The organism is Flavobacterium palustre (assembly GCF_014639535.1).
GTDB lineage: Bacteria > Bacteroidota > Bacteroidia > Flavobacteriales > Flavobacteriaceae > Flavobacterium > Flavobacterium palustre.
Genome location: NZ_BMGA01000001.1, coordinates 820,476 through 841,968 on the forward strand (window position 1 = coordinate 820,476; position 21,493 = coordinate 841,968).

Sequence of the window (21,493 nt, forward strand, 5' to 3'; positions counted from 1 at the left end):
AATTGTTTTACAAAGTTGGAACTATTGTATTACGTTATATTTTATTTAAAACTGACTCTTTTCTTTAGAACTGGCTAACTATTTCGTAATTTTCGACTTTTAAGAAAAGACGTATGGGAAAAAGATTAAGAAAGCCTGCTAAGAAAGAGAAAAATTTCTCTGATAAAATTATAAAAATATTATCTAACAGTGCTAATAAAGCCTTTAATTATAAGCAAATAGCAGCTATTTTAGATAAAGATGATACTCAAAGCAGAAATCAGATTATTAAAGATTTAAAGATTCTTGCTGCTGAAAAGAAAATTACAGAATCGGAACCGGGAAAATATTTAATCAAAGCCGTAAGTCAGGACTATTACGAAGGAACGATTGATATGACCAGTCGTAAAACGGCTTATTTTATTTGTGATGAATTTGAAGAAGATATTTTTATTCCAACGAATAATTTAAATCGTGCTTTAGACAAAGACAAAGTAAGCGTTTATGTTTATAATAGAAGAAAGGGAAGACGTGCTGAAGGTGAGGTTATTAAAGTTTTAGAAAGAGCTAAAACTGATTTTGTTGGCGTAATTGATATTCAAAAAAACTTTGCTTTTGTTTCGACTGCCAATCCAAAAATGTACACTGATATTTTTATTCCAAAAGATAATTTAGGAGAGGCAAAGGATGGGGATGTGGTATTGGTTCATATCGAAGATTGGCCTAAAAGAGCCGATAGCCCTTTTGGAAAAGTGACTAAAGTTCTGGGAAGACCAGGAGAACATGATACTGAAATTCATGCAATTTTAGCCGAATATGGTTTGCCTGCTGAATTTCCAATTGAAGTTGAAACTTATGCTCAAAAAATTGATACTTCGATATCTGAGGCTGAAATTGCTAAGCGTCGCGATATGCGAGACACTCTTACTTTTACTATTGATCCTAAAGACGCAAAGGATTTTGATGATGCGCTTTCATTTAAAAAATTAGAAAATGGAAACTACGAAATAGGTATTCATATCGCTGATGTTTCGCACTATCTGGAAGAAGGAACTATCCTTGATGATGAAGCGTATCAAAGAGCCACTTCAGTATATTTGGTAGATAGAGTAGTGCCAATGCTGCCTGAAGTGTTGTCTAATTTTGCCTGTTCGTTACGTCCGCAGGAAGAGAAATATACTTTTTCAGCTGTTTTCGAAATTACCGAAAAATGCCAGGTGGTTAATCAATGGTTTGGTCGAACAGTAATCTATTCTGATCAGCGATTTGCTTATGAAGAAGCACAATACATTATAGAAACTAAAAACGATGTGATTCCGGAAGAAATTTCATTAACCGGAGCTTCTTATCAGGTTTCTCCAGAAATTGTCTCAGCAACGCTTAAATTGGACGAATTAGCTAAAATTTTCCGCAAAAGAAGAATGAATGAAGGAGCTATTTCATTTGATAAGGTTGAAGTAAAATTCAATTTGGATGCCGAAGGTGAACCGGAAGGCGTTTATTTTAAAATAGCTAAGGATGCCAATCATCTGATTGAAGAATTTATGCTTTTGGCTAATAGGAGAGTAGCAGAATTTATAGGTAAACAAAAGAAAACCTTTGTTTATCGAATTCACGACGAACCAAATGAAGATAAATTAATTGCTATGCAAAATGTAATTGCAAAGTTTGGTTATAAAATTGATTTCCGAAATCCGGGTGATATTTCCAAATCGTTGAACAAACTGATGGAAGATGTAAGCGGAAAAAAAGAACAAAATTTAATTGATACACTGGCAATCAGAAGTATGAGTAAAGCCAAATATTCTACGGATAATATTGGTCATTACGGATTAGCTTTTGAATATTATTCTCATTTTACTTCGCCTATTCGTCGTTATCCTGACGTTATGGTACATCGTTTGTTACAGTATTATTTAGATGGTGGAAAATCTGCAGATGAGGAATTGTTTGAAACTAAATGTTTGCATTGTTCTACGATGGAAGGTTTAGCTACCAATGCCGAAAGAGATTCTATCAAATACATGCAGGTAAAATACATGCAGGATCATCAGGATCAGGAATTTTTAGGTGTTATTTCGGGTGTAACTGAGTGGGGAATTTATGTTGAAATTATCGAAAATAAATGTGAAGGAATGATCAGAACCAGAGACATCAAAGAAGATTATTATACTTTCGATGAGAAACAATATGCCTTGGTTGGAGCAACTTCAAACAAATTATTACAATTAGGAGACGAAATTTACGTTAAGGTTAAAAATGCCGATTTAGTTAAAAAACAATTGGATTTTAATTTTTTAAGAAGATCAGAAGAAACAGTAAATTAATGAAAAAGAAAATGAAGAAATTATTTTTAGTAGCAATTGCAATTGTATCACAAACTACATTTGCTCAGGTAACCAAAAAATTAGGCGATTTTAATGCCGTAAAAGTATTTGATAAACTTACAGTGAAATTAATAGCTTCCACTGAAAATAAGGTGGTTATTAGTGGAACCAGAGAGAAAGAAGTAGAGGTAGTCAATAACAATGGCGAATTAAAATTAAGAATGCCTTTCCCTAAATTATTATCCGGAGATGACATTTCAATAAAATTGTATTACAAAAATATTGATGATATTTCGGCTAATGAAGGTGCTGTAGTTTCCAGTGATGCTGTTTTTAAACAAACTATTTTTGATTTAAGTGCTAAAGAAGGAGCAAAAATTAATTTAAAAGTTGATGCTCAAAAAGTAAATGTAAAAGCGGTAACCGGTGGAGTGATTGAATTGAGTGGAGCTGCCGCTAATCAGGATGTGGTTATCATGTCAGGTGGTATATTGAAAGCCAGAAATTTACATACTTCTCAAACTACTGTAAATCTCTCAGCCGGAGGAAATGCCGAGATTTATGCCAGTACTTTAGTGGATGCAAAAGTAAAAGCAGGAGGGACAGTTTCTATCTATGGAAAACCAAAGCAAATCAATCAACAAACAATTTTAGGAGGAAAAATCGAAGAAAAAGAATAAAAAAGATGTATTTTTATTCGATAAAATTCTAAAATTAATGATTAACGATATTTTATCGGGTATTCCCTGGGGAATTTTCCTGAGTTTTATGATTGGTCCTGTTTTTTTTATTTTACTGGAAACCAGTATTGTAAAAGGATTCAGGGCCGCTCTTGTTTTTGATTTAGGAGTAGTTTCGGGAGATATTATTTTTATTGCAATTGCTTATTTAGGGAGTTTTAGGTTGATTCAAAGTCTAAAAGATAAACCGGCTCTTTTTATTTTTGGAGGTATTTTAATGCTGGCTTACGGAGTGATTTCGTATATCGGTTTACACAAAGAAAAACGAATTAATACCAAAAAAATAGATAATGAAATCATTAAAAAAGACTATTTAGGTTTGTTTGTAAAAGGTCTTTTTTTGAATGTTATCAACATTGGTGTTTTAGGTTTTTGGCTGGCTGTAATTATTTCTGTCGGACCTAAATTAGATATGAAAACATCCAGAATGATGACTTTTTTTAGCACTGTAATTATCAGTTATCTATTAGTTGATTGCATTAAAATACTATTAGCTAAACAATTACAGTCTAAAATGACTCCGGGAAATATTCTCAGAATTAAAAAAGGAATCAGTATTGTTTTAATGATTTTTGGGATTGTTTTAATGATTCAGGGTTGGTTTCCAAAAGAAAAAGAAATGGTAAAACAGGCTTTTGAGAATATAGAAAAGTAATATAAAATTCATAATTAAACCGTTCTAATTGAGCGGTTTTTTTATGTCATTGCGAGCGTAGCGAAGCAATCACATAGCGTGAATAATAAAGTAGGATTGCTTCGCTGCGCTCGCAATGACTAAACATAAAAAAAAAGAGACACATTTCTGTATCTCTTTTTGAGGCATCGTCCGGATTCGAACCGGAGTAGGAGCTTTTGCAGAGCCCAGCCTAGCCGCTCGGCCACGACGCCATTGTTTTTATGGATTGCAAAGGTAATATAAAATAAACAAAAAGCAAATCCCAAATTCCAAAATAATACAATTATGTATTTTATTTAGAATTTGGGATTTTAGAATTTAATTTCTGCTTTCTTCTAATATAATGGTAACTGATTCAACATCACCACCAATAGGGGGATTGATTTTAGAAACTTCAACAGTAGTTTTCATTACCATTGGAAGTTCGGCTAAAACCCTTGTGTTAATTCTTTTGGCAACATGTTCTAATAATTGGGAACGAATAGCCATTTCTTCGACTACAATTTGGTTCAAATGAACATAATCCACAGTATCAGCTAAGTTATCTGATTGGGTAGATTGTTGTAAATTGGCTTTAATTTCTAAGTTAACTGTGTATTCAGAACCTATTTTTCCTTCTTCAACTAAACAGCCATGATAGGAAAAAGTGCGGATATTTTTTAATTTAATAGTTTGCATGTATATGTTTTATTTTGTTGAAAAGTGCAAATATATTTGAAATTTATAGATTTTAAGCAAATAAGCAATTCTATGAATTCTTATTTAATGAACTATTTTGATAACTTTGTTGTTTTAAATCTAAGACATGTCAACCGAAGAAAAATCACTGCATTTTATAGAACAAATTATCGAAGAAAACCTAACTAATGGTTTTCCACAAAATAAATTAAGATTTCGTTTTCCACCAGAGCCTAATGGGTATTTACATATTGGACATGCTAAATCAATTTGTTTGAATTTTGGTTTAGGCTTAAAGTACAATGCACCGGTAAATTTACGTTTTGATGATACTAATCCTGCCAAGGAAGAACAGGAATATGTAGATGCTATTAAAGAAGATTTGCAATGGTTAGGATTCCAATGGGATAAGGAATTATATGCTTCTGATTATTTCCAACAATTGTATGACTGGGCCATTTTATTGATTAAAAACGGTAAAGCTTATATTGACAGTCAATCTTCTGAGGCTATGGCGGAACAAAAAGGTACACCTTCCCAGCCTGGAATTGATAGCCCGTATAGAAATCGTTCTATAGAAGAGAATTTAGCTCTTTTCGAAGGAATGAAAAACGGTGATTTTGAAGAAGGAACCCATGTTTTGAGAGCTAAAATTGATATGGCTTCTTCTAATATGTTGATGCGTGATCCTATTATGTATCGCGTTTTACACAAAGAACATCATAGAACGGGAGATGATTGGTGTATTTATCCAATGTATGATTATACTCATGGAGAAAGTGATTATTTAGAGCAAATTTCGCACTCTATTTGTACACTGGAATTTGTGATGCACAGGGAGTTATACAACTGGTTTTTAGATCAAATTTATGATGAAAATTTAGTTAGACCACATCAATACGAATTTGCTCGTTTGAACCTGAATTATACAGTTATGAGTAAAAGAAAACTGTTACAATTAGTTCAGGAAAATGTAGTAAACGGTTGGGATGATCCAAGAATGCCAACTATTTCTGGTTTAAGAAGAAGAGGTTATACAGCTGCTTCTATTAGAAAATTCTGTGACAATATTGGAGTTGCAAAGCGAGAAAATATTATAGATTTTTCTTTATTAGAGTTTTGTTTAAGAGATGATTTGAATAAAACTGCGCCTCGTGTAATGGCGGTTTTAGATCCTGTTAAAGTTATTATTACTAATTATCCTGAAGGAAAAGAAGAACTTTTGGATGCCGAAAATAATCAGGAAGATGAAACTGCAGGTTACAGAAAAGTACCTTTTTCTAAAGAATTATACATCGAAAGAGAAGACTTTTTAGAAGAGGCTCCGGCTAAATTTTTCCGTTTGAGTTTGGGTAATGAAGTACGTCTTAAAAATGCTTATATCATTAAAGGAGAAAGTGTTGTAAAAGATGCTGATGGAAATATTACCGAAATTCATGTAACTTATGATACGGATTCGTTAAGTGGAAGTGGGACAGAAGCTTCTAAACGTAAAGTAGCAGGAACTTTACATTGGGTTTCTATACAGCATGCGGTAGAAGCAGAAGTTCGTTTGTACGATCGTTTGTTTATTGATGAGGCACCAGACAGCCATAAAGAGAAAAACTTTTTAGAATTTATCAATCCAAATTCGCTTGTAATTATAAAAGGATTTGTGGAACCAAGCTTATCTACAGCTGTTTCGGGAGATAAATTCCAGTTTCAACGTTTGGGTTATTTTAATGTTGATAAGGATTCAAGTTCTTCTAAATTAGTATTTAACAAGACTGTAGGTTTAAAAGATGCCTGGGAAGAAAAAGGTAAAAAAGACAGTAATAGCATTAATAATGCGCTGAAAGACATTAATAAATATTTTAAAGTTGGTACACGCGAAGAGCGAATTGCAATCAGACAAGCAATAGGAGAGACCTTAGCAGGAATTTCTAATTACAGTTTATTGCAAAATTCATTCAAGAAGAATATTAATAATAACAAAAGTTCATTGTTGTTTGCTAATTTAATTCTGAAATATGCTCCTTTAAAATCTTCCGATTATGATAAAGAAGAACTTTCAAAATTATTTTCAATGTCATTAAGAAGTGAATCTACTTTTGTTCGTTCCAGAACTATTTTAAATTTAAACAAATTAGATTTTGATTCGGAGTTCAAAAATTCCTTTAAAGATGAAATTTTAAAATTAAAATCAAATCCTCCTAAAAGTTCTACCGATAGAGAAATGGAATTTATAGAAGAATTTTTAAAATAAATTATAACTATCAAAAAGCGCTTAATTAGCGCTTTTTTTTATTATTATAAAAATCTATTTTTTATAAAATAACTATAGAATTTTATAATTAAAAACAGCTTTCATATTTTAGTTTTAAGCCATTTTTTTAAATGATTTAATAAAATAGTCGTCTTTTAATTTTTAGTTAAACAGAAAGCTTGATTTTAATTTTTACTGTTTTTTTATCTTCTTTTGATGCTTCATTAAGAAAATTGAATTGATGATGCTGTTGTTTTGGTTTATTGCTACTTTTTACAATTGAATTTTTGAGTTTGGATATTTTTATAATCTTTATAAGATAAAAAAATATTGGAAGTTTTTTTATAATAAATTTTTAAACTTTTAGTTTTAAATTTATTAGTATCTTTATATGATAACTTAAAAAAGAACATATTATGGCAACAAGTGATACAGGAAAAACTTTAATAGCTCTTGCTAGTGGTGCTGCAATAGGAGCTGTATTAGGAATTTTGTTTGCTCCTGATAAAGGAGATAAAACCAGACAAAAAATTAAAGATGGATATAAAGATTTAGAAAAAGGAATGAAAACTAAATTAGCTAATGCCAAAGTAGATTTAGAAGAAACTTATGAAGAATTACTTTCTAATATGAGTTATAAAACAGAAGATGTAATCACTTTTTTAGAAAAAAAATTAGCTGATTTAAAAGAACAAAATGCCAAACTTCATAAAAATTAAATTCTTTAGAATATAGAAATAAGAACATTATGGCTTTTGATGATTTAAAAGAACATACAGAAAATATTCAGGAACAAACTAAAGAATATATAGAAAAGAATCTTTCTTACTATAAATTATTAGCATTTAAGATGGCTATGAAATCAACTACGATGATTTTTAAGTTCACCTTAATTTTGCTGTGTATTTGTATGGTTTTATTGTTTTGTTCTATTGGATTAGCTTTTGCTTTAAGTAATTATTTTGGAAGTTATACTCTTGGTTTTCTTAGTGTTGGTCTTATCTATGTTGTAATAACTGCTTTATTGTTTTTAATAAAAGATAAAATTGTGGAAGGACCTATTTTAGAGAAATTTTCAGAAATCTTTTTTAATGATTAACAATATGCAAACAAAAAAATATTCTTCTTATGCTCAAATTGATAGCGAATTAGAAATTCTGAAAGTTGAAAAAGAAATTAGCTATCAAAAGTTAGTTTTAAGCATCCAAAAAACGAAAGAAAGCTTTTCTTTTCTAAACATTAGCTCTAATGTGATAGATACTGTAAAAAGTACTTTTTTTAGCTCCTACGGCACAATTTTAAGATTTTTGATACCAATTATTTTCAAATGGTTTAGAAACAAAAAAAGAGGCGATTAGAGCCTCTTTTTTATTTGTAATTATATTTCATCTGTTTCATCTGAAATATTTTCAGGTTCTTCAGATTTTGGTTCTGCTTTTTTAGGAGTAACTTTTTTGTTTTTCTTCATCATTTCGCCCACCTGATTGGATGCACTAAACGAAGCTACCATGTTATTCAGCATTTCGCTTCCGGCTTGTGGAGAGTTAGGTAATAAAATTAAATTAGAATTTGCATCAGCACCAATAGCTTGTAAAGTATCATAATGTTGTGTTACCACAATCAGGGCAGAAGCTTCCTGAGAATTGATTCCCACTTTATTTAAAACATCAACACTTTCTACTAATCCTCGGGCAATTTCACGTCTTTGATCGGCAATTCCCTGTCCTTGTAAACGCTTGCTTTCTGCTTCAGCCTTTGCTTTAGCTACAATTCTAATTCTGGATGCTTCCGCTTCAAATTCGGCAACTGTTTTTTCTCTGTCGGCTGCATTAATTCGGTTCATGGCATTTTTTACCTGAATATCCGGATCAATATCAGTAACCAAAGTATTGATAATGGTGTAACCATAAGTTGTCATGGCTTCATTTAATTCTCTTTTAACTGCTACAGCAATATCATCTTTTCGTTCAAAAACATCGTCTAATTTTAACTTTGGAACTTCGGCACGAACCACATCAAACACATAAGATGTAATTTGATCATGCGGATATTCTAATTTGTAAAAAGCATCATAAACGGTTTCCTTAACAACCATAAACTGAACGGAAACTTTCAATTTTACAAATACGTTATCTTTTGTTTTCGTTTCGATAATGACATCTAATTGTTGAATTTTTAAATTTACCCGTCCGGCAATTCGATCAATCAAAGGAATTTTAAGTTGAAGTCCCGAATGTCTGATACTTAAAAATTTTCCAAAACGCTCAATAATAACTGCCGTTTGCTGTTTCACGGTAAAGAAAGCCGAAAGGAAGATAAAAAGTGCGATAAATAAGAAGAAAATAAATGATGTGTTCATAAGATGTTACATTTAGTTAAAATTTTTCTGTTAAATTACAAAAAAACTTTAGGTTTGTGCTTGTTAAAACACACATTATGAAAAAGCTAACATTCTCTTTTTGTTTTCTTTTAATTTCAGTATTTTCTTTTTCGCAATATGGTTATCGCGATTCAAACCGTATTGGAATTAATGCCGGAGTAAATCAATTTACTCTAAATACCAATAATTTTGAAACCAAACCCGAAATGGGATGGAATGCAGGTCTTTCTATACGTGGAAATTTTTATGATAATTGGGATATGGTGTATGCCATTCAGTTTTCTGAGAACAATTTTTCTGTAGCCACTAATCGGTCGCTTTTGATTAATGAAGATGTGAATTACAAATTACCTTCCGCTCAAATCTCATTGCAGTTGAGTTACATTTTAATCGAAAATCACTTAAGTGTGGAATTTGGTTCTTTGGTTCAGATTAATGGAAAATTCAAAATTGATGCCGACAAAGAAAATAATGTTATTTCAGGAACTACATTATTAGCCAAAGACATTGTTGATATTGGTAAATTTAATTTTTATCCTACGGTAGGAATTACAGCAGGAGTGAAGCATTTTAGATTTAATGTTTCCTATCAATACGGAATTTCAAATATGTTAGGTAATCTGAATACTAAAAATCTGGGTTATCATTTTAAAGGAAATCCCGGAATTTTAAACGGAAATATTCTTCTTTATTTATAAAAAAAGTCCCGTCCCGATAGCTATCGGGACGGGACTTTTAGTTTTATATGGTTTCAATTGCTTTTTGAAGTCTTGAAATTGTTTCATCTTTTCCGATGATTTCAACAATGTCAAATAGGTGAGGACCTTTTAAAGCTCCTACTAAACTTAGTCTAAATGGCTGCATTACTTTACCCATTCCAATTTCGTTTTTAGTCAACCAGTCTTTGACAATGGTTTCAATATTGGCAGAAGTAAAATCGGTGATTTCTTCTAATACTGAAATTAATTCCTGCATTAAAGCCGGTGTTTCTTCCTTCCAGTTTTTCTTTGCTTTTTCATCATAAGCTGATGGAGCTACAAAAAAGAAATCACTTAAATCCCAGAATTCAGATACGAAATTAGCTCGTTCTTTAATCAAGGATACAATTTTTGTTGTCAATTCAAGAGTAGGAGAGAACCCTTTTTCTTTTAATAGTATAGCAAAATCTGTTGCTAATTTTTCATCATTTGCCTGAACTAAATATTGGTGATTGAACCATTTATTTTTTTCCGGATCAAATTTAGCTCCTGCTTTATGAACTCGGTTTAAATCAAAAGCTTTTACTAATTCTTCTAAAGAAAATAATTCTTTATCAGTTCCGTCATTCCATCCTAATAAAGCTAAGAAGTTAACAACTGCTTCCGGGAAAAAACCTTTTTCTCTGTATCCTGATGAAATGCCTTCTTCCGTTTTCCATTCTAAAGGAAATACTGGAAAACCTAATTTATCTCCATCACGTTTTGATAATTTTCCGTTTCCTACCGGTTTTAAAATCAATGGTAAATGAGCAAATTCAGGAGCTGCCCAACCAAAAGCATGATACAATAAAACGTGTAATGGCATCGATGGTAACCATTCTTCACCACGAATAACATGCGTGGTTTGCATTAGATGATCATCAACAATATTAGCCAAATGATAGGTTGGCATACCGTCACTTTTAAACAAAACTTTATCGTCTAAAAGATTAGTTTCAAATTTTACATGACCACGAATAATATCTTTTAAATGTAAAATTTCGTCAACAGGAGTTTTAAAACGAATAACATAATGTTCTCCATTAGCAATTCTTTGAGCTGTTTCTTCTTTCGAAATTACTAAAGAAGTATCCAGTTTCTCCCTGTTAGTATGATTGTAAATAAAAGTTTTTCCTTGTTCTTCTTCCGCTTTTCTGTAAGCGTCTAAAGCTTCCGGAGTATCAAATGCGTAATAAGCCCAACCTGAATTAATTAATTGATCGGCATATTGTTTGTATAATTCTTTTCTTTCGCTTTGACGGTAAGGACCAAATTTTTCATTTTTACCAATGGTTTCATCAGGAGCAATTCCTAACCATTCCAAAGCTTCCATGATGTATTGTTCTGCTCCCGGAACAAAACGATTTTGGTCAGTATCTTCAATTCTTAAAAAGAAAGTTCCACCATTTTTTTTGGCAAACAAATAATTAAATAAGGCAGTACGAACTCCGCCAATATGCAAAGGTCCCGTTGGACTAGGTGCAAAACGCACACGAATTGGGTTTGACATCTTTTATAAATTTTGACACAAAGATAATTAGAAGTCAGAAGTTAGAAGTTAGAAGTTAGAAGTTTTTCAATATTTCTCTTTTGTTTTGATATTGAAATTGTTTTTTGACATTGATATTGGTTCTGTTATAATTATTACTTTTATGGGTTATTAAAAAGAATAAAAACTTTGAATAGTTCCAATTTCATATATCAAAAATTAGAAGCTTTTATTAGAAAGTATTATTTAAACGAACTGATAAGAGGCGTTATTCTCTTTATTGGCTTGGGTTTGCTGTATTTTCTTTTTACGCTTTTTATTGAATATTTCCTTTGGCTGAAGCCTCTCGGAAGAACCATTTTGTTTTGGACTTTTGTTGGAGTAGAAGTGTTTTTGCTTTTTCGTTTTATTTTATTTCCAATTTTTAAATTGTTTAAATTCCAAAAAGGAATCAATTACAATGATGCTTCGGCTATAATTGGAAACCATTTTTCGGATGTAAAAGATAAATTACTGAACTTTATTCAGCTTTCAAATCTTGATAATACTACTGATAAGTCCGAATTACTTTTGGCTTCTATTGAACAAAAAGCGAATGCTTTGCAACCCATTCCTTTTTCAAATGCTATTAATTTTAATTCGAATAAAAAATATCTTCCACTTGCTTTAATTCCAATTTTGCTTTTTGCTTCGTTTTATCTTTCAGGGAATAATTCGATGCTAACTCAAAGTTTAAATAGGGTAGTGCATTTTAATGTTTCTTTTTTACCTCCGGCTCCTTTTGAATTTGTGCTTTTGAATTCGAATTTGCAAACGGAACAAAACAAAGATTTTGTTGTAAAAGTAAAAACGGTTGGAAAAGTGATTCCTGAAAATGCGATGATTTTCATTAATGATGAAAGTTATTTTATGGAAAACACAAAGCCTGGAGAATTTGAGTTTAAGATTGAAAAACCAACTCAAAATCTTTCGTTTTATATTAAAGGAAATTCAGTTTCTTCTGAAGACTATGAACTAAGAGTTGTTGCTGTTCCTTCGATTTTAAATTTCGAAATGCAATTGAATTTCCCTTCGCATCTAAAAAGAAAAGCTGAAATAATTAAAGGAACTGGTAATGCTATTATTCCGGAAGGCACAATGGTAACCTGGAAAATGAGTACACAGGCAACTCAAAAAGTAGTGTTCTCCAATGCAAATACTATTTTTCCGTTTTCTAAATCAGAAAACAGCTTTTTTTTATCAAAAAAAGTTTCAGAAAATACAGATTATCAAATAATTACTTCGAATAATGCAGTTTCTAACTTTGAAAAATTGAATTATCAGTTAACAGTTATTAAAGATCAGTATCCAACGATTACTGTTAACCAGGCTCCGGATAGTTTAAAGCTTGCTGTTAATTATCTTTTAGGAAAAATAGGGGATGATTACGGTTTATCTAAATTACAGGTGGTCTATTATGAATCCAATAAACCAGCTACTGCCAAACGTGGAACAATTGCTGTTAAGTCAGGAGTTTTTGATCAGTTTGTTTTTTCTTTTCCTGCTAATCTCCCTGTTGTGGAAGGGGTGACTTATGATTATTATTTTGAAGTTTTTGATAATGATGCGTTACATAATTTCAAAAGTTCAAAGTCGGCTGTATTTTCTAATCGAATTGTAACTACTCAGGAAAAGCAGGATTTGGTTTTAAAACAACAAAATGACAATATCCAAGGCTTGCAAAAATCATTGCAGCGTCAGGATAAACAATTTTCTCAATTGGATAAGATTCAGAAATCAGGAAAAGAAAAAGAAAATTTTGAATTCAACGACCAACAGAAAGTAAATGATTTTATCCAACAGCAAAAAAAACAGGATGAAATGATGCGTAATTTCATGGATAAAATGAAAAATAATTTAGAGGAATCTATCCCGATGGCTATCGGGACTAAAGCTAAGGATGAATTCAAGAAAGAATTAGAAAAACGGATTGAAAACAATAACGAAGAATTAGAAAAGAATAAAAAATTATTAGATGAATTAAAAGCTTTGAACGATAAATTAAAGAATGAAGATTTACTTGAAAAATTAGATCAGTTTAAGCAAAAGACTAAAAACCAAGTTAAGAATCTTCAACAATTAGTCGAGTTGACTAAGAAGTATTACGTTCAGAAAAAGGCTGAACAAATTGCTGATAAATTAGATAAATTATCCGATAAACAAGACAAGCTTTCGGAGAATGAAAAGGAAAATACCAATTCTAAGCAACAGGAAATAAATAAAGATTTTGATAAAATTCAGGAAGATTTGAATGAATTGGATAAAGACAACAAACAATTAAAATCACCTTTAGATATTCCTAAAGATGATAAAACTGAAAAAAGCATTGATGAGGATTTGAAGAAAGCTTCTGAAGAATTGCAAAAAAATAATACTTCAAAAGTAAAACCTAATCAAAAAAGTGCTGCTAAGAAAATGAAAGCGATGTCCAAAAAAATGGATCAGGGAATCGATGGAGCTGAGATAGAACAGATGGAAGAAGATGTAAAAATGTTGCGCCAGATTTTAGATAATCTATTAGCTTTTTCTTTGTCTCAGGAATCGGTAATGAAGAGTTTTAAATCGATAAATTCTGCTTCTCCTGCTTTCAATAAGAATATAAAACTGCAACAGGATTTACGTATTCAATTCAAACATGTTGATGACAGTTTGTTTGCAATGTCTTTACGTAATCCTAAATTCACGGAAGATATTACTAAAGAAGTTGGAAATGTACAATACAATATCGATAAAGCTATTGATAAATTATCCGATTCTGAAATTCCTAAAGGGGTATCACATCAGCAATATGCTGTTGCTTCTGCAAACAAGTTGGGAGATTTTTTAAGCGAATTACTCAATAGTATGCAAATTTCTTTGTCTTCTATGGGTCAGGGAAAACCTAAACCGGGACAGGGAGAAGGTATGCAATTACCGGATATTATTTCCAAGCAACAAGCTTTAGGAGATAAAATAAAGAAAGGTGTTAAACCTGGTGAGGGTAATGAAGGAAAAGAAAATTCCGGAAAAGGAGATGAAGGCGATGGTGGAGAAGGAGATGCCAAAGCTATCATGGAAATTTACAAACAGCAAAAAGAACTCCGTGAAGCTTTAGACAGCGAATTAAAAAAGCAAGGTTTGGGGAATAAAGGAGAGAATGCCTTAGAACAAATGAAGCAATTAGAAAAGCAGTTATTGAATAAAGGTTTCAAAAATGAAACGCTTCAAAAAGTGATAAATATTAAACAGGAATTATTAAAACTGAATAATGCCGTTCAACAACAGGGTGAGGAAAACAGAAGACAGTCAGAAACTAATAATAAAGATTTTCTTAATCAATCTCGAGCTTTACCTAATTCTTTGTTAGAATATTTACATAGCATAGAGATATTAAACAGACAATCATTACCTTTGCGCTCCAATTTTAACCGCAAGGTTCAAGAATATTTTAAAACGAAATGATAAATTTTAATTACGAAAATGACTTTAATTTAGATAATGAAGAAGCAATTGCAGCTTGGTTATCTGCTGTAATTGTATCTGAAAAAAAGAATGAAGGAGAGATTAATTATATTTTTTGTGATGATGATTATCTTCATAAAATAAATCTTGAATACTTAAACCACGATACACTTACGGATATTATTAGTTTTGATTATACAGTTGGTAATGAATTAAACGGAGATATTTTTGTTTCAGTTGAACGTGTTCAGGATAATGCAAATGATTTTAATGTTTCTTTTGAAGAAGAATTAAAACGTGTATTGGTTCATGGTGTGTTGCATTACTGCGGCTACAAGGATAAAGGTGAAGAGGACGAACGCTTAATGCGTTTAAAAGAAGATGAAAAAATTGCTATGTTCCACGTGGAACAGTGAATAAATTTCGAATTTTTTCAGAAGAAAATATAATGATGTTCCACGTGGAACAAGTATAATAAAATATAGATTGAGGTTCTGTAAATTATCTAAAAACCAAAATCTAAAACGAAAGAAAAAATGTTTCTAGAAGAGTATGATGTAATTGTTGTGGGTGCTGGGCATGCAGGTTGTGAAGCTGCCGCCGCTGCTGCAAATTTGGGTTCCAAAACTTTGTTGGTTACTATGAGTTTGCAGAACATTGCCCAGATGTCCTGTAATCCTGCGATGGGTGGAATTGCAAAAGGTCAAATTGTTCGTGAGATTGATGCGCTGGGTGGTTATTCAGGAATTGTTTCTGATAGAACGGCAATTCAATTCAAGATGTTGAACAAATCAAAAGGACCTGCAATGTGGTCTCCGCGTGTTCAAAGTGACCGTATGCGTTTTGCCGAAGAATGGAGAATGATGTTAGAAGGAACTCCAAATCTTGATTTTTATCAGGAAATGGTAAAAGGTTTGATTATTGAAAATGGCAAAGTAAAAGGAATTCGAACTTCACTTGGAATTGAAATTCGCTCCAAATCGGTGGTGTTGACCAATGGAACTTTCCTGAACGGATTGATTCATATTGGAGAAAAACAATTTGGCGGGGGCAGAGCAGGTGAGAGCGCTGCTTACGGAATTACCGAAGACTTAGTTGCGGCAGGTTTTGAATCCGGAAGAATGAAAACGGGAACACCTCCTCGTGTTGATGGTCGTTCGTTAGATTATTCAAAAATGAATGAAGAAAAAGGAGATGCTAAACCGGATAAGTTTTCATATTCGGATTTGACTGCTCCGTTGACGCATCAAAGGTCTTGTCACATGACTTATACTTCGTTAGAAGTTCATGATATTTTGAGATCAGGTTTTGATCGTTCGCCAATGTTTAATGGTCGAATTAAAAGTTTGGGTCCAAGATACTGTCCTTCTATTGAAGATAAAATTAACCGTTTTGCTGATAAGGAGCGTCATCAATTATTTGTTGAACCGGAAGGATGGCATACCTGTGAAGTTTATGTAAACGGATTTTCAACTTCGCTTCCTGAGGATATTCAGTTCAAAGCGTTGCGTACTGTTGCCGGTTTTGAAAACGTAAAATTCTTCAGACCTGGTTACGCGATAGAATATGATTATTTTCCGCCTACTCAATTAAAGCATACTTTGGAAACGAAGTTGGTTGATAATTTATATTTCGCCGGACAGATTAACGGAACTACAGGTTATGAGGAAGCAGCTTCTCAGGGACTGATGGCCGGAATTAATGCGCATTTAAAAGTACACGAAAAAGCGCCGTTGATTTTAAAAAGAGATGAAGCTTATATTGGGGTTTTAATTGATGACTTAATTACCAAAGGAACTGAAGAGCCATACAGAATGTTTACTTCACGAGCTGAATACAGAACGTTATTGCGTCAGGATAATGCCGACTTTAGATTGACTCCAATGTCGCACGAAATTGGTTTAGCTTCAGAAGCTCGTTTGCTAAGAATGGAACGCAAGCTGAATGAATCGGAAAAAATGGTGGCGTTCTTCAGAGAAACCAGCGTTACAATAGGAGAGACCAATCCTATTTTAGAATCGAAGGGAAGTGCACCAATTTCTCAGGGCGATAAGATGTTTAAGATTTTCTCTCGTCCGCAAATTGATTTAGAAGACATGATCAAGTTTGAAAAAGTGCAAAATTATGTTGACGAAAATAATTTGGATCAGGAAATTTTAGAGCAAGCCGAAATTCAGGTTAAATATTCAGGTTATATTGAAAAGGAAAGAAATAATGCTGATAAATTAACCAGACTGGAAGATGTAAAAATTCCTGAGGATTTTGATTATAATAAAATCAAGTCGATGTCTATTGAAGCAAAACAAAAATTGAACAAGATTCGTCCTGTAACTATTTCTCAGGCTTCAAGAATAAGCGGAGTTTCTCCGAGTGATATTTCAGTATTACTGATTTATATGGGAAGATAAAGGGAGTATTCAGTGGTCAGTTTTTAGTAATCAGTTTAGTTGCTTATTAAAAAACTGACCACTGAATATTTTTTGTTCCACGTGAAACTACGTTCGGAAGTGTTGATATTGCTAAGAAAATTAATTTTTAAATTTCACGAACTTCAAAATATTAAAAATTTTGTTTTCACAATCAAATGAAACTGACCACTGAAAACTGACCACTGAAAACTATAATAATGGATATTTCAAACAAAAAACATCTTCTTACTGTAAAAGATCATTCTGTTTCCAAAGAAACTTTTGAATTGTATTATGATGAAGATTTGGATATGTTAATTACACATCCGCAACCCAATTTAGAAAATTTAGGTAAGTATTACGAAAGTGAAGATTATATCTCACACACCGATAATAAAAGATCTTTGTTTGAAAAAGCCTATCACTTTGTAAAAGGGATTGCACTTAAAAATAAATTGAATTTAATTAATTCGCAGCAATCACAAAAAGGGAAAATTCTTGATATTGGTGCCGGAACAGGTGATTTTTTAGCTGTGGCAAAAAATGACGGTTGGCAAACTGTCGGAATTGAACCTAGCGACAGAGCTAAAGGAATTGCAATCAGCAAAGGAATTTCATTTGTAGAAAATACAGTTGATTTAGAAAACCATTCTTTTGATGTAATTACCATGTGGCATGTTTTAGAGCATGTTCCTGATTTGGATTTTCAGATTAAAGAATTAAAACGTTTGTTGAAACCTACCGGAACTTTGATTGTTGCCGTTCCAAATTTTAAATCTTTTGATGCAAAACATTACGGAACTTTTTGGGCTGCTTTTGATGTGCCAATTCATTTTTGGCATTTTTCTAAAAAATCAATTCAAATGCTTTTCCAAAAAGAAAATATAAAATTAGAAAAAGTGCTTCCTATGAAGTTTGATTCTTTTTATGTGAGTTTGCTTTCAGAAAAGTATAAAAACGGAAAAATGAATTTTGTGAAAGCCTTTTTTGTCGGATTCCAGTCAAATTGGAAAGCAAAGCAAAATTCGGAGTATTCTTCGTTAATTTATGTCTTAAAAAATAGCTAAAACTTATTTTAAGGCTTTTTAAGCGCGTTTTAGGTGGTTTATGGTGTCGTTTATTCGTTGTTTTTTGTTTTTGCCTTATTTTTAATTTATAGAAGTTGTTTTTAATAGTCTTAGATTATAGGTTTTATTTTGTTTATAGTGAAATCTGATAATGTAAAATTTTCCCATTTTTTGGATGTTTTCTAGGATGCTATCTATTTTTTTATATTTTTGCCCATACACACTTATTTAATTACAATTTAGAAAAAATGAAAAGAGTATTATTAATTATCGCAATTTCTATTTCAGTTGTTGCTTGTAACAAAACCACAGAAGAAGTTAAAGAAGTAAAAACTGCTTATATAGATACTTCGGAATTAATGAAAGAATATACAGAGGCGAAAGATTTAGAAGCAAAATATAAAGCGCAGTCTGAAGAAAAAGGAAGACAGTTAGAAGCTGAAATTAATCGTTTTAAACAGGATGCTGCTAATTTCCAGAGTCAGGCTCAGGCTAATGGTCAGGAATGGGCTCAAAAAAGAGGAGCTGAATTGCAAAAAAGAGAACAACAATTAGGTTATGCTCAACAAGCTTTGGCACAACAGTTACAACAAGCAAGCGGTGCTGAAATGGATACTCTTATAAAAGGAGTTAAAAAATTTATTAAGGATTACGGTAAGGAAAAAGGATATGCCTATATCTATGGAACAGGGGATGCTGCTTCAATTTTATATGCTGAAGATAAATATGATATCACTAAAGAAATCATTAAAGCATTGAATGACAAATACAAATCATCTGCTAAAGCTGAAGAAAAAACAGCTGAAAAGAAATAATTCTTTTTTATAAAAATTCAAAATGCCTTCATTTCTAATTTGAATTGAAGGCATTTTTTATTTACTTTTAGCATTAAAATTCTTTTTAAGAAAATACTTATATTTAATATATAAAAATGCAAACTCTATCCGAAGCCGCTAAATATACTTTACAGTTCATCAATCAAACCCAGCGTTCGGTTTTTTTGACGGGTAAAGCAGGTACGGGTAAGACTACTTTGCTTCGTGAAATAATTGAAACTACTCATAAAAATACGGTGGTGGTAGCGCCTACGGGAATTGCGGCCTTAAATGCCGGTGGTGTTACGATTCACTCTATGTTCCAATTGCCGTTTAGCGGATTTATTCCTTCTCATACAGCCGAATCGCAATTTTCGGAAACGGTAAAATTTGAAACTAAAGAAAGTTTGCGCAGGCATTTTAAAATGAATGGGGTAAAAAAATCGGTAATTCGAAATATGGAATTGCTGGTGATTGACGAGGTGAGTATGTTGCGTGCCGATTTGCTCGATGCGATGGATTATATGATGCAAACCGTTCGGAAAAAAGCCGTTCCTTTTGGCGGTGTACAAGTGCTTTTTATTGGCGATTTGTTGCAATTGCCACCAGTAATCCGGGATGAGGAATGGCGCACTTTGCGCAATTATTACAAGGGAAAATTCTTTTTTCATTCGCATGTTGTTCAGCAAAGTCCGCCTTTGTATATCGAATTGTCTAAGATTTTCCGTCAGACGGATACCAGTTTTATTTCGGTTTTAAATAATTTAAGGAATAACCAAATTACTCCCGAAGATGTTCAGGTTTTGAACCAATATGTAAAACCTGATTTTGATTTAAAAGCCAATAAAGGTTATATCACTTTAACGACTCACAATGCCAAAGCCGATGCTATGAATGCTCAGGCTTTAGAAGATTTGAAAGGAGAATTAATAACTTATAAACCTGAAATTACAGGTGATTTCCCTGAGAAAATATTTCCTGTCGAACACAATTTGCAATTGAAAGTGGGAGCTCAAATCATGTTTGTTAAAAACGATTTGAATTTCGAAAAAAACTATTTCAATGGTAAAATGGGAATTATCAAATCACTTTCCAGTCAGGAAATACTTGTTCATTTTCCGGAAGAAAATAAAACCATAGAAGTAGAGCGTTACGAATGGCAAAACATTCGTTACAAAGTTGATCCTTTGACCAAAGAAGTCGAGGAAGAGGTTTTGGGCACTTTTGTGCATTATCCTATCAAACTGGCTTGGGCCATTACGGTGCATAAAAGTCAGGGATTAACTTTTGACAAAGCAGCAATCGATGTTTCGCAGGTTTTTATGCCTGGACAGGCTTATGTAGCTTTATCGCGTTTGCGTTCGTTAGAAGGGCTGGTTTTGCTTTCTCCGCTTCGAATGAACGGTATTTCTAACGACCAGGATGTGATGGAATATGCGCAAAATAAAGCTTCAGAAGAAGTTTTGAAGAATTCGCTGCATTTTGAAACCAAGAATTTCATTCATAATTATTTGATTAACAGTTTTGATTGGTACAATCTGGCTCAGGAATGGCGCAACCATAAATTCAGTTATTCGGATAAAACGGAAACTTCGGCAAAATCTAAAAATGCGCTTTGGGCAGCCAAGCAATTGGAAAGTATTGAATCGCTTTTGGATCCATCCAAAAAATTCATCATCCAATTGAATAAAATATTTGCCAATGAAACCGTGGATTTAATTCATGTTTCTGCCCGAATTCAGGCGGCTTTTGATTACTTTTTCAAACCGATGGACGATTTGGTTTTTGAAATTTTGTGGAAAATCGAAGAAGTGAAACGTCTGAAGAAAGCCAAAGCTTATTTTGAAGAATTGTCGGAATTAGAAGAATTGCAGTCGAAAGCGGTTTTGCGATTGATGAAAACCAAACTTTTAATTGAAACGGTTATTGCCAATGAGCCTATTTCGAAAGAAAAACTGACTTCAGAAGAAATCAAGAAATACCTTTCAAGGAAAAAAGAAGCCATCCAAAATCAATTCAAAGAAACTCATGTGAATTTAATTGAAGACGAAGCCGATTTGAACCGCTATATTTCGAAGAAAAAGGACAAGGCAGCGCCCAAAAAATCTACTATTGAGGAAACTTTCGATTTATGGATTGCTAAAAATTCGATTCAGGATATTGCCGATATTCGAAAGTTAACCGTCCAAACTATTGAAGGTCATTTGGTAAAATTAATTCAGGGAAAAAGAATTTCGATAAGTGAAGTCTTGCCTCAGGATAAAATTGACGAATTAGCCGAAGCTTTTAAATTCTACAAAGAAGAATCGCTAACTCCTATGAAAGAACAATTTGGTAACAAATACTCATGGGAAGAATTGCGAATGTTCAAAGCGAGTTTGAACTAAAAGTCATTGCGAGGAACGAAGCAATCTCACTAATCCTTTAACAACTAAACCATTTATTTTTTATACTTTTGCAAAAAATATTCTA

17 protein-coding genes and 1 tRNA gene are annotated in these 21,493 nt (G+C 32.3%); 14 read left to right on the forward strand and 4 right to left on the reverse strand.

The genetic code is table 11. The features are described from left to right. Nucleotides 1-113 precede the first annotated feature (113 nt). From rnr to IEV84_RS03325, 3 genes are read left to right on the forward strand one after another with little or no spacing between them, the layout of a single operon-like run. Complete coding sequence (gene rnr, locus IEV84_RS03315; protein WP_188492376.1) at nt 114-2,306, forward strand: ribonuclease R; 2,193 nt, start codon at nt 114-116, stop codon at nt 2,304-2,306. 11 nt (nt 2,307-2,317) lie between these two features. Then, nucleotides 2,318-2,986, forward strand: a complete 669-nt coding sequence (locus IEV84_RS03320; protein ID WP_188492378.1) for a head GIN domain-containing protein — start codon at nt 2,318-2,320, stop codon at nt 2,984-2,986. Between the two features lie 37 nt (nt 2,987-3,023). Further along, on the forward strand, nt 3,024-3,701 hold the full coding sequence (locus IEV84_RS03325) for a LysE family translocator (RefSeq protein WP_188492379.1): 678 nt from the start codon (nt 3,024-3,026) through the stop codon (nt 3,699-3,701). A 162-nt stretch (nt 3,702-3,863) separates the two neighbouring features. Here IEV84_RS03325 and IEV84_RS03330 read toward each other — a convergent pair. Both IEV84_RS03330 and folB read right to left on the reverse strand, forming a co-directional pair. Further along, nucleotides 3,864-3,934: transfer RNA gene (locus IEV84_RS03330), tRNA-Cys, on the reverse strand. A 106-nt stretch (nt 3,935-4,040) separates the two neighbouring features. Continuing rightward, on the reverse strand, nt 4,041-4,400 hold the full coding sequence (gene folB / locus IEV84_RS03335; protein ID WP_188492381.1) for a dihydroneopterin aldolase: 360 nt from the start codon (nt 4,398-4,400) through the stop codon (nt 4,041-4,043). A gap of 127 nt (nt 4,401-4,527) precedes the next feature. Between folB and IEV84_RS03340 the strand changes: the two genes are divergently transcribed. From IEV84_RS03340 to IEV84_RS03355, 4 genes are all read left to right on the forward strand, one after another. Beyond that, nucleotides 4,528-6,645, forward strand: coding sequence for a glutamine--tRNA ligase/YqeY domain fusion protein (locus IEV84_RS03340; protein ID WP_188492383.1), 2,118 nt, complete (start codon nt 4,528-4,530; stop codon nt 6,643-6,645). Between the two features lie 416 nt (nt 6,646-7,061). Then, the gene (locus IEV84_RS03345) at nt 7,062-7,364 is read left to right on the forward strand and encodes a YtxH domain-containing protein (protein WP_188492385.1); all 303 of its coding nucleotides are present in this window, start codon (nt 7,062-7,064) and stop codon (nt 7,362-7,364) included. Between the two features lie 29 nt (nt 7,365-7,393). Continuing rightward, complete coding sequence (locus IEV84_RS03350) at nt 7,394-7,744, forward strand: competence protein (RefSeq protein ID WP_188492387.1); 351 nt, start codon at nt 7,394-7,396, stop codon at nt 7,742-7,744. Between the two features lie 4 nt (nt 7,745-7,748). Next, complete coding sequence (locus IEV84_RS03355; RefSeq protein WP_188492389.1) at nt 7,749-8,003, forward strand: DUF6327 family protein; 255 nt, start codon at nt 7,749-7,751, stop codon at nt 8,001-8,003. A gap of 20 nt (nt 8,004-8,023) precedes the next feature. Here IEV84_RS03355 and IEV84_RS03360 read toward each other — a convergent pair whose 3' ends face one another. Further along, nucleotides 8,024-9,004 carry an SPFH domain-containing protein gene (locus IEV84_RS03360; RefSeq protein WP_188492391.1) on the reverse strand — a complete coding sequence of 327 codons (981 nt, stop codon included), beginning with the start codon at nt 9,002-9,004 and terminating at the stop codon, nt 8,024-8,026. A 77-nt stretch (nt 9,005-9,081) separates the two neighbouring features. Here IEV84_RS03360 and IEV84_RS03365 point away from each other — a divergent pair, with 77 nt between their 5' ends. Further along, on the forward strand, nt 9,082-9,723 hold the full coding sequence (locus IEV84_RS03365; protein WP_188492393.1) for a PorT family protein: 642 nt from the start codon (nt 9,082-9,084) through the stop codon (nt 9,721-9,723). Nucleotides 9,724-9,766: 43 nt separating this feature from the next. On the opposite strand, the gene gltX is transcribed toward IEV84_RS03365, so the two are convergent. Next, nucleotides 9,767-11,272: a glutamate--tRNA ligase gene (gene gltX, locus IEV84_RS03370; RefSeq protein WP_188492395.1), complete on the reverse strand. Its 1,506-nt coding sequence runs from the start codon at nt 11,270-11,272 to the stop codon at nt 9,767-9,769. Between the two features lie 168 nt (nt 11,273-11,440). Between gltX and IEV84_RS03375 the strand changes: the two genes are divergently transcribed. The 6 genes from IEV84_RS03375 (at nt 11,441) to IEV84_RS03400 (ending at nt 21,408) form a co-directional block, all read left to right on the forward strand. Continuing rightward, a complete protein-coding gene (locus IEV84_RS03375; RefSeq protein WP_188492397.1) occupies nt 11,441-14,731 on the forward strand; it encodes a DUF4175 family protein in 3,291 nt (1,096 codons plus the stop codon). Beyond that, a complete protein-coding gene (gene ybeY / locus IEV84_RS03380; RefSeq protein WP_188492405.1) occupies nt 14,728-15,147 on the forward strand; it encodes an rRNA maturation RNase YbeY in 420 nt (139 codons plus the stop codon). The genes IEV84_RS03375 and ybeY overlap by 4 nt, the downstream gene beginning before the upstream one ends. Nucleotides 15,148-15,267: 120 nt before the next feature. Further along, on the forward strand, nt 15,268-17,139 hold the full coding sequence (gene mnmG, locus IEV84_RS03385) for a tRNA uridine-5-carboxymethylaminomethyl(34) synthesis enzyme MnmG (RefSeq protein ID WP_188492407.1): 1,872 nt from the start codon (nt 15,268-15,270) through the stop codon (nt 17,137-17,139). 218 nt (nt 17,140-17,357) lie between these two features. After that, on the forward strand, nt 17,358-18,206 hold the full coding sequence (locus IEV84_RS03390; protein WP_188492409.1) for a class I SAM-dependent methyltransferase: 849 nt from the start codon (nt 17,358-17,360) through the stop codon (nt 18,204-18,206). Nucleotides 18,207-18,454: 248 nt separating this feature from the next. Beyond that, on the forward strand, nt 18,455-19,021 hold the full coding sequence (locus IEV84_RS03395; protein WP_188492411.1) for an OmpH/Skp family outer membrane protein: 567 nt from the start codon (nt 18,455-18,457) through the stop codon (nt 19,019-19,021). A 116-nt stretch (nt 19,022-19,137) separates the two neighbouring features. Then, entirely contained in the window at nt 19,138-21,408 is a 2,271-nt protein-coding gene (locus IEV84_RS03400; RefSeq protein WP_188492413.1) for a helix-turn-helix domain-containing protein, read from the forward strand. Nucleotides 21,409-21,493 lie beyond the last annotated feature (85 nt).

Excerpts from the sequence above, each read along its gene's own strand:
- IEV84_RS03325 (WP_188492379.1), top strand. The coding sequence starts at position 3,024 with ATGATTAACGATATTTTATCGGGTATTCCCTGGGGAATTTTCCTGAGT.
- IEV84_RS03365 (WP_188492393.1), top strand. The coding sequence starts at position 9,082 with ATGAAAAAGCTAACATTCTCTTTTTGTTTTCTTTTAATTTCAGTATTT.
- IEV84_RS03390 (WP_188492409.1), top strand. The coding sequence starts at position 17,358 with ATGGATATTTCAAACAAAAAACATCTTCTTACTGTAAAAGATCATTCT.
- IEV84_RS03360 (WP_188492391.1), bottom strand. The coding sequence starts at position 9,004 with ATGAACACATCATTTATTTTCTTCTTATTTATCGCACTTTTTATCTTC.
- IEV84_RS03400 (WP_188492413.1), top strand. The coding sequence starts at position 19,138 with ATGCAAACTCTATCCGAAGCCGCTAAATATACTTTACAGTTCATCAAT.
- folB (WP_188492381.1), bottom strand. The coding sequence starts at position 4,400 with ATGCAAACTATTAAATTAAAAAATATCCGCACTTTTTCCTATCATGGC.
- gltX (WP_188492395.1), bottom strand. The coding sequence starts at position 11,272 with ATGTCAAACCCAATTCGTGTGCGTTTTGCACCTAGTCCAACGGGACCT.
- IEV84_RS03350 (WP_188492387.1), top strand. The coding sequence starts at position 7,394 with ATGGCTTTTGATGATTTAAAAGAACATACAGAAAATATTCAGGAACAA.
- mnmG (WP_188492407.1), top strand. The coding sequence starts at position 15,268 with ATGTTTCTAGAAGAGTATGATGTAATTGTTGTGGGTGCTGGGCATGCA.
- rnr (WP_188492376.1), top strand. The coding sequence starts at position 114 with ATGGGAAAAAGATTAAGAAAGCCTGCTAAGAAAGAGAAAAATTTCTCT.
- IEV84_RS03340 (WP_188492383.1), top strand. The coding sequence starts at position 4,528 with ATGTCAACCGAAGAAAAATCACTGCATTTTATAGAACAAATTATCGAA.
- ybeY (WP_188492405.1), top strand. The coding sequence starts at position 14,728 with ATGATAAATTTTAATTACGAAAATGACTTTAATTTAGATAATGAAGAA.
- IEV84_RS03395 (WP_188492411.1), top strand. The coding sequence starts at position 18,455 with ATGAAAAGAGTATTATTAATTATCGCAATTTCTATTTCAGTTGTTGCT.
- IEV84_RS03345 (WP_188492385.1), top strand. The coding sequence starts at position 7,062 with ATGGCAACAAGTGATACAGGAAAAACTTTAATAGCTCTTGCTAGTGGT.
- IEV84_RS03320 (WP_188492378.1), top strand. The coding sequence starts at position 2,318 with ATGAAGAAATTATTTTTAGTAGCAATTGCAATTGTATCACAAACTACA.
- IEV84_RS03355 (WP_188492389.1), top strand. The coding sequence starts at position 7,749 with ATGCAAACAAAAAAATATTCTTCTTATGCTCAAATTGATAGCGAATTA.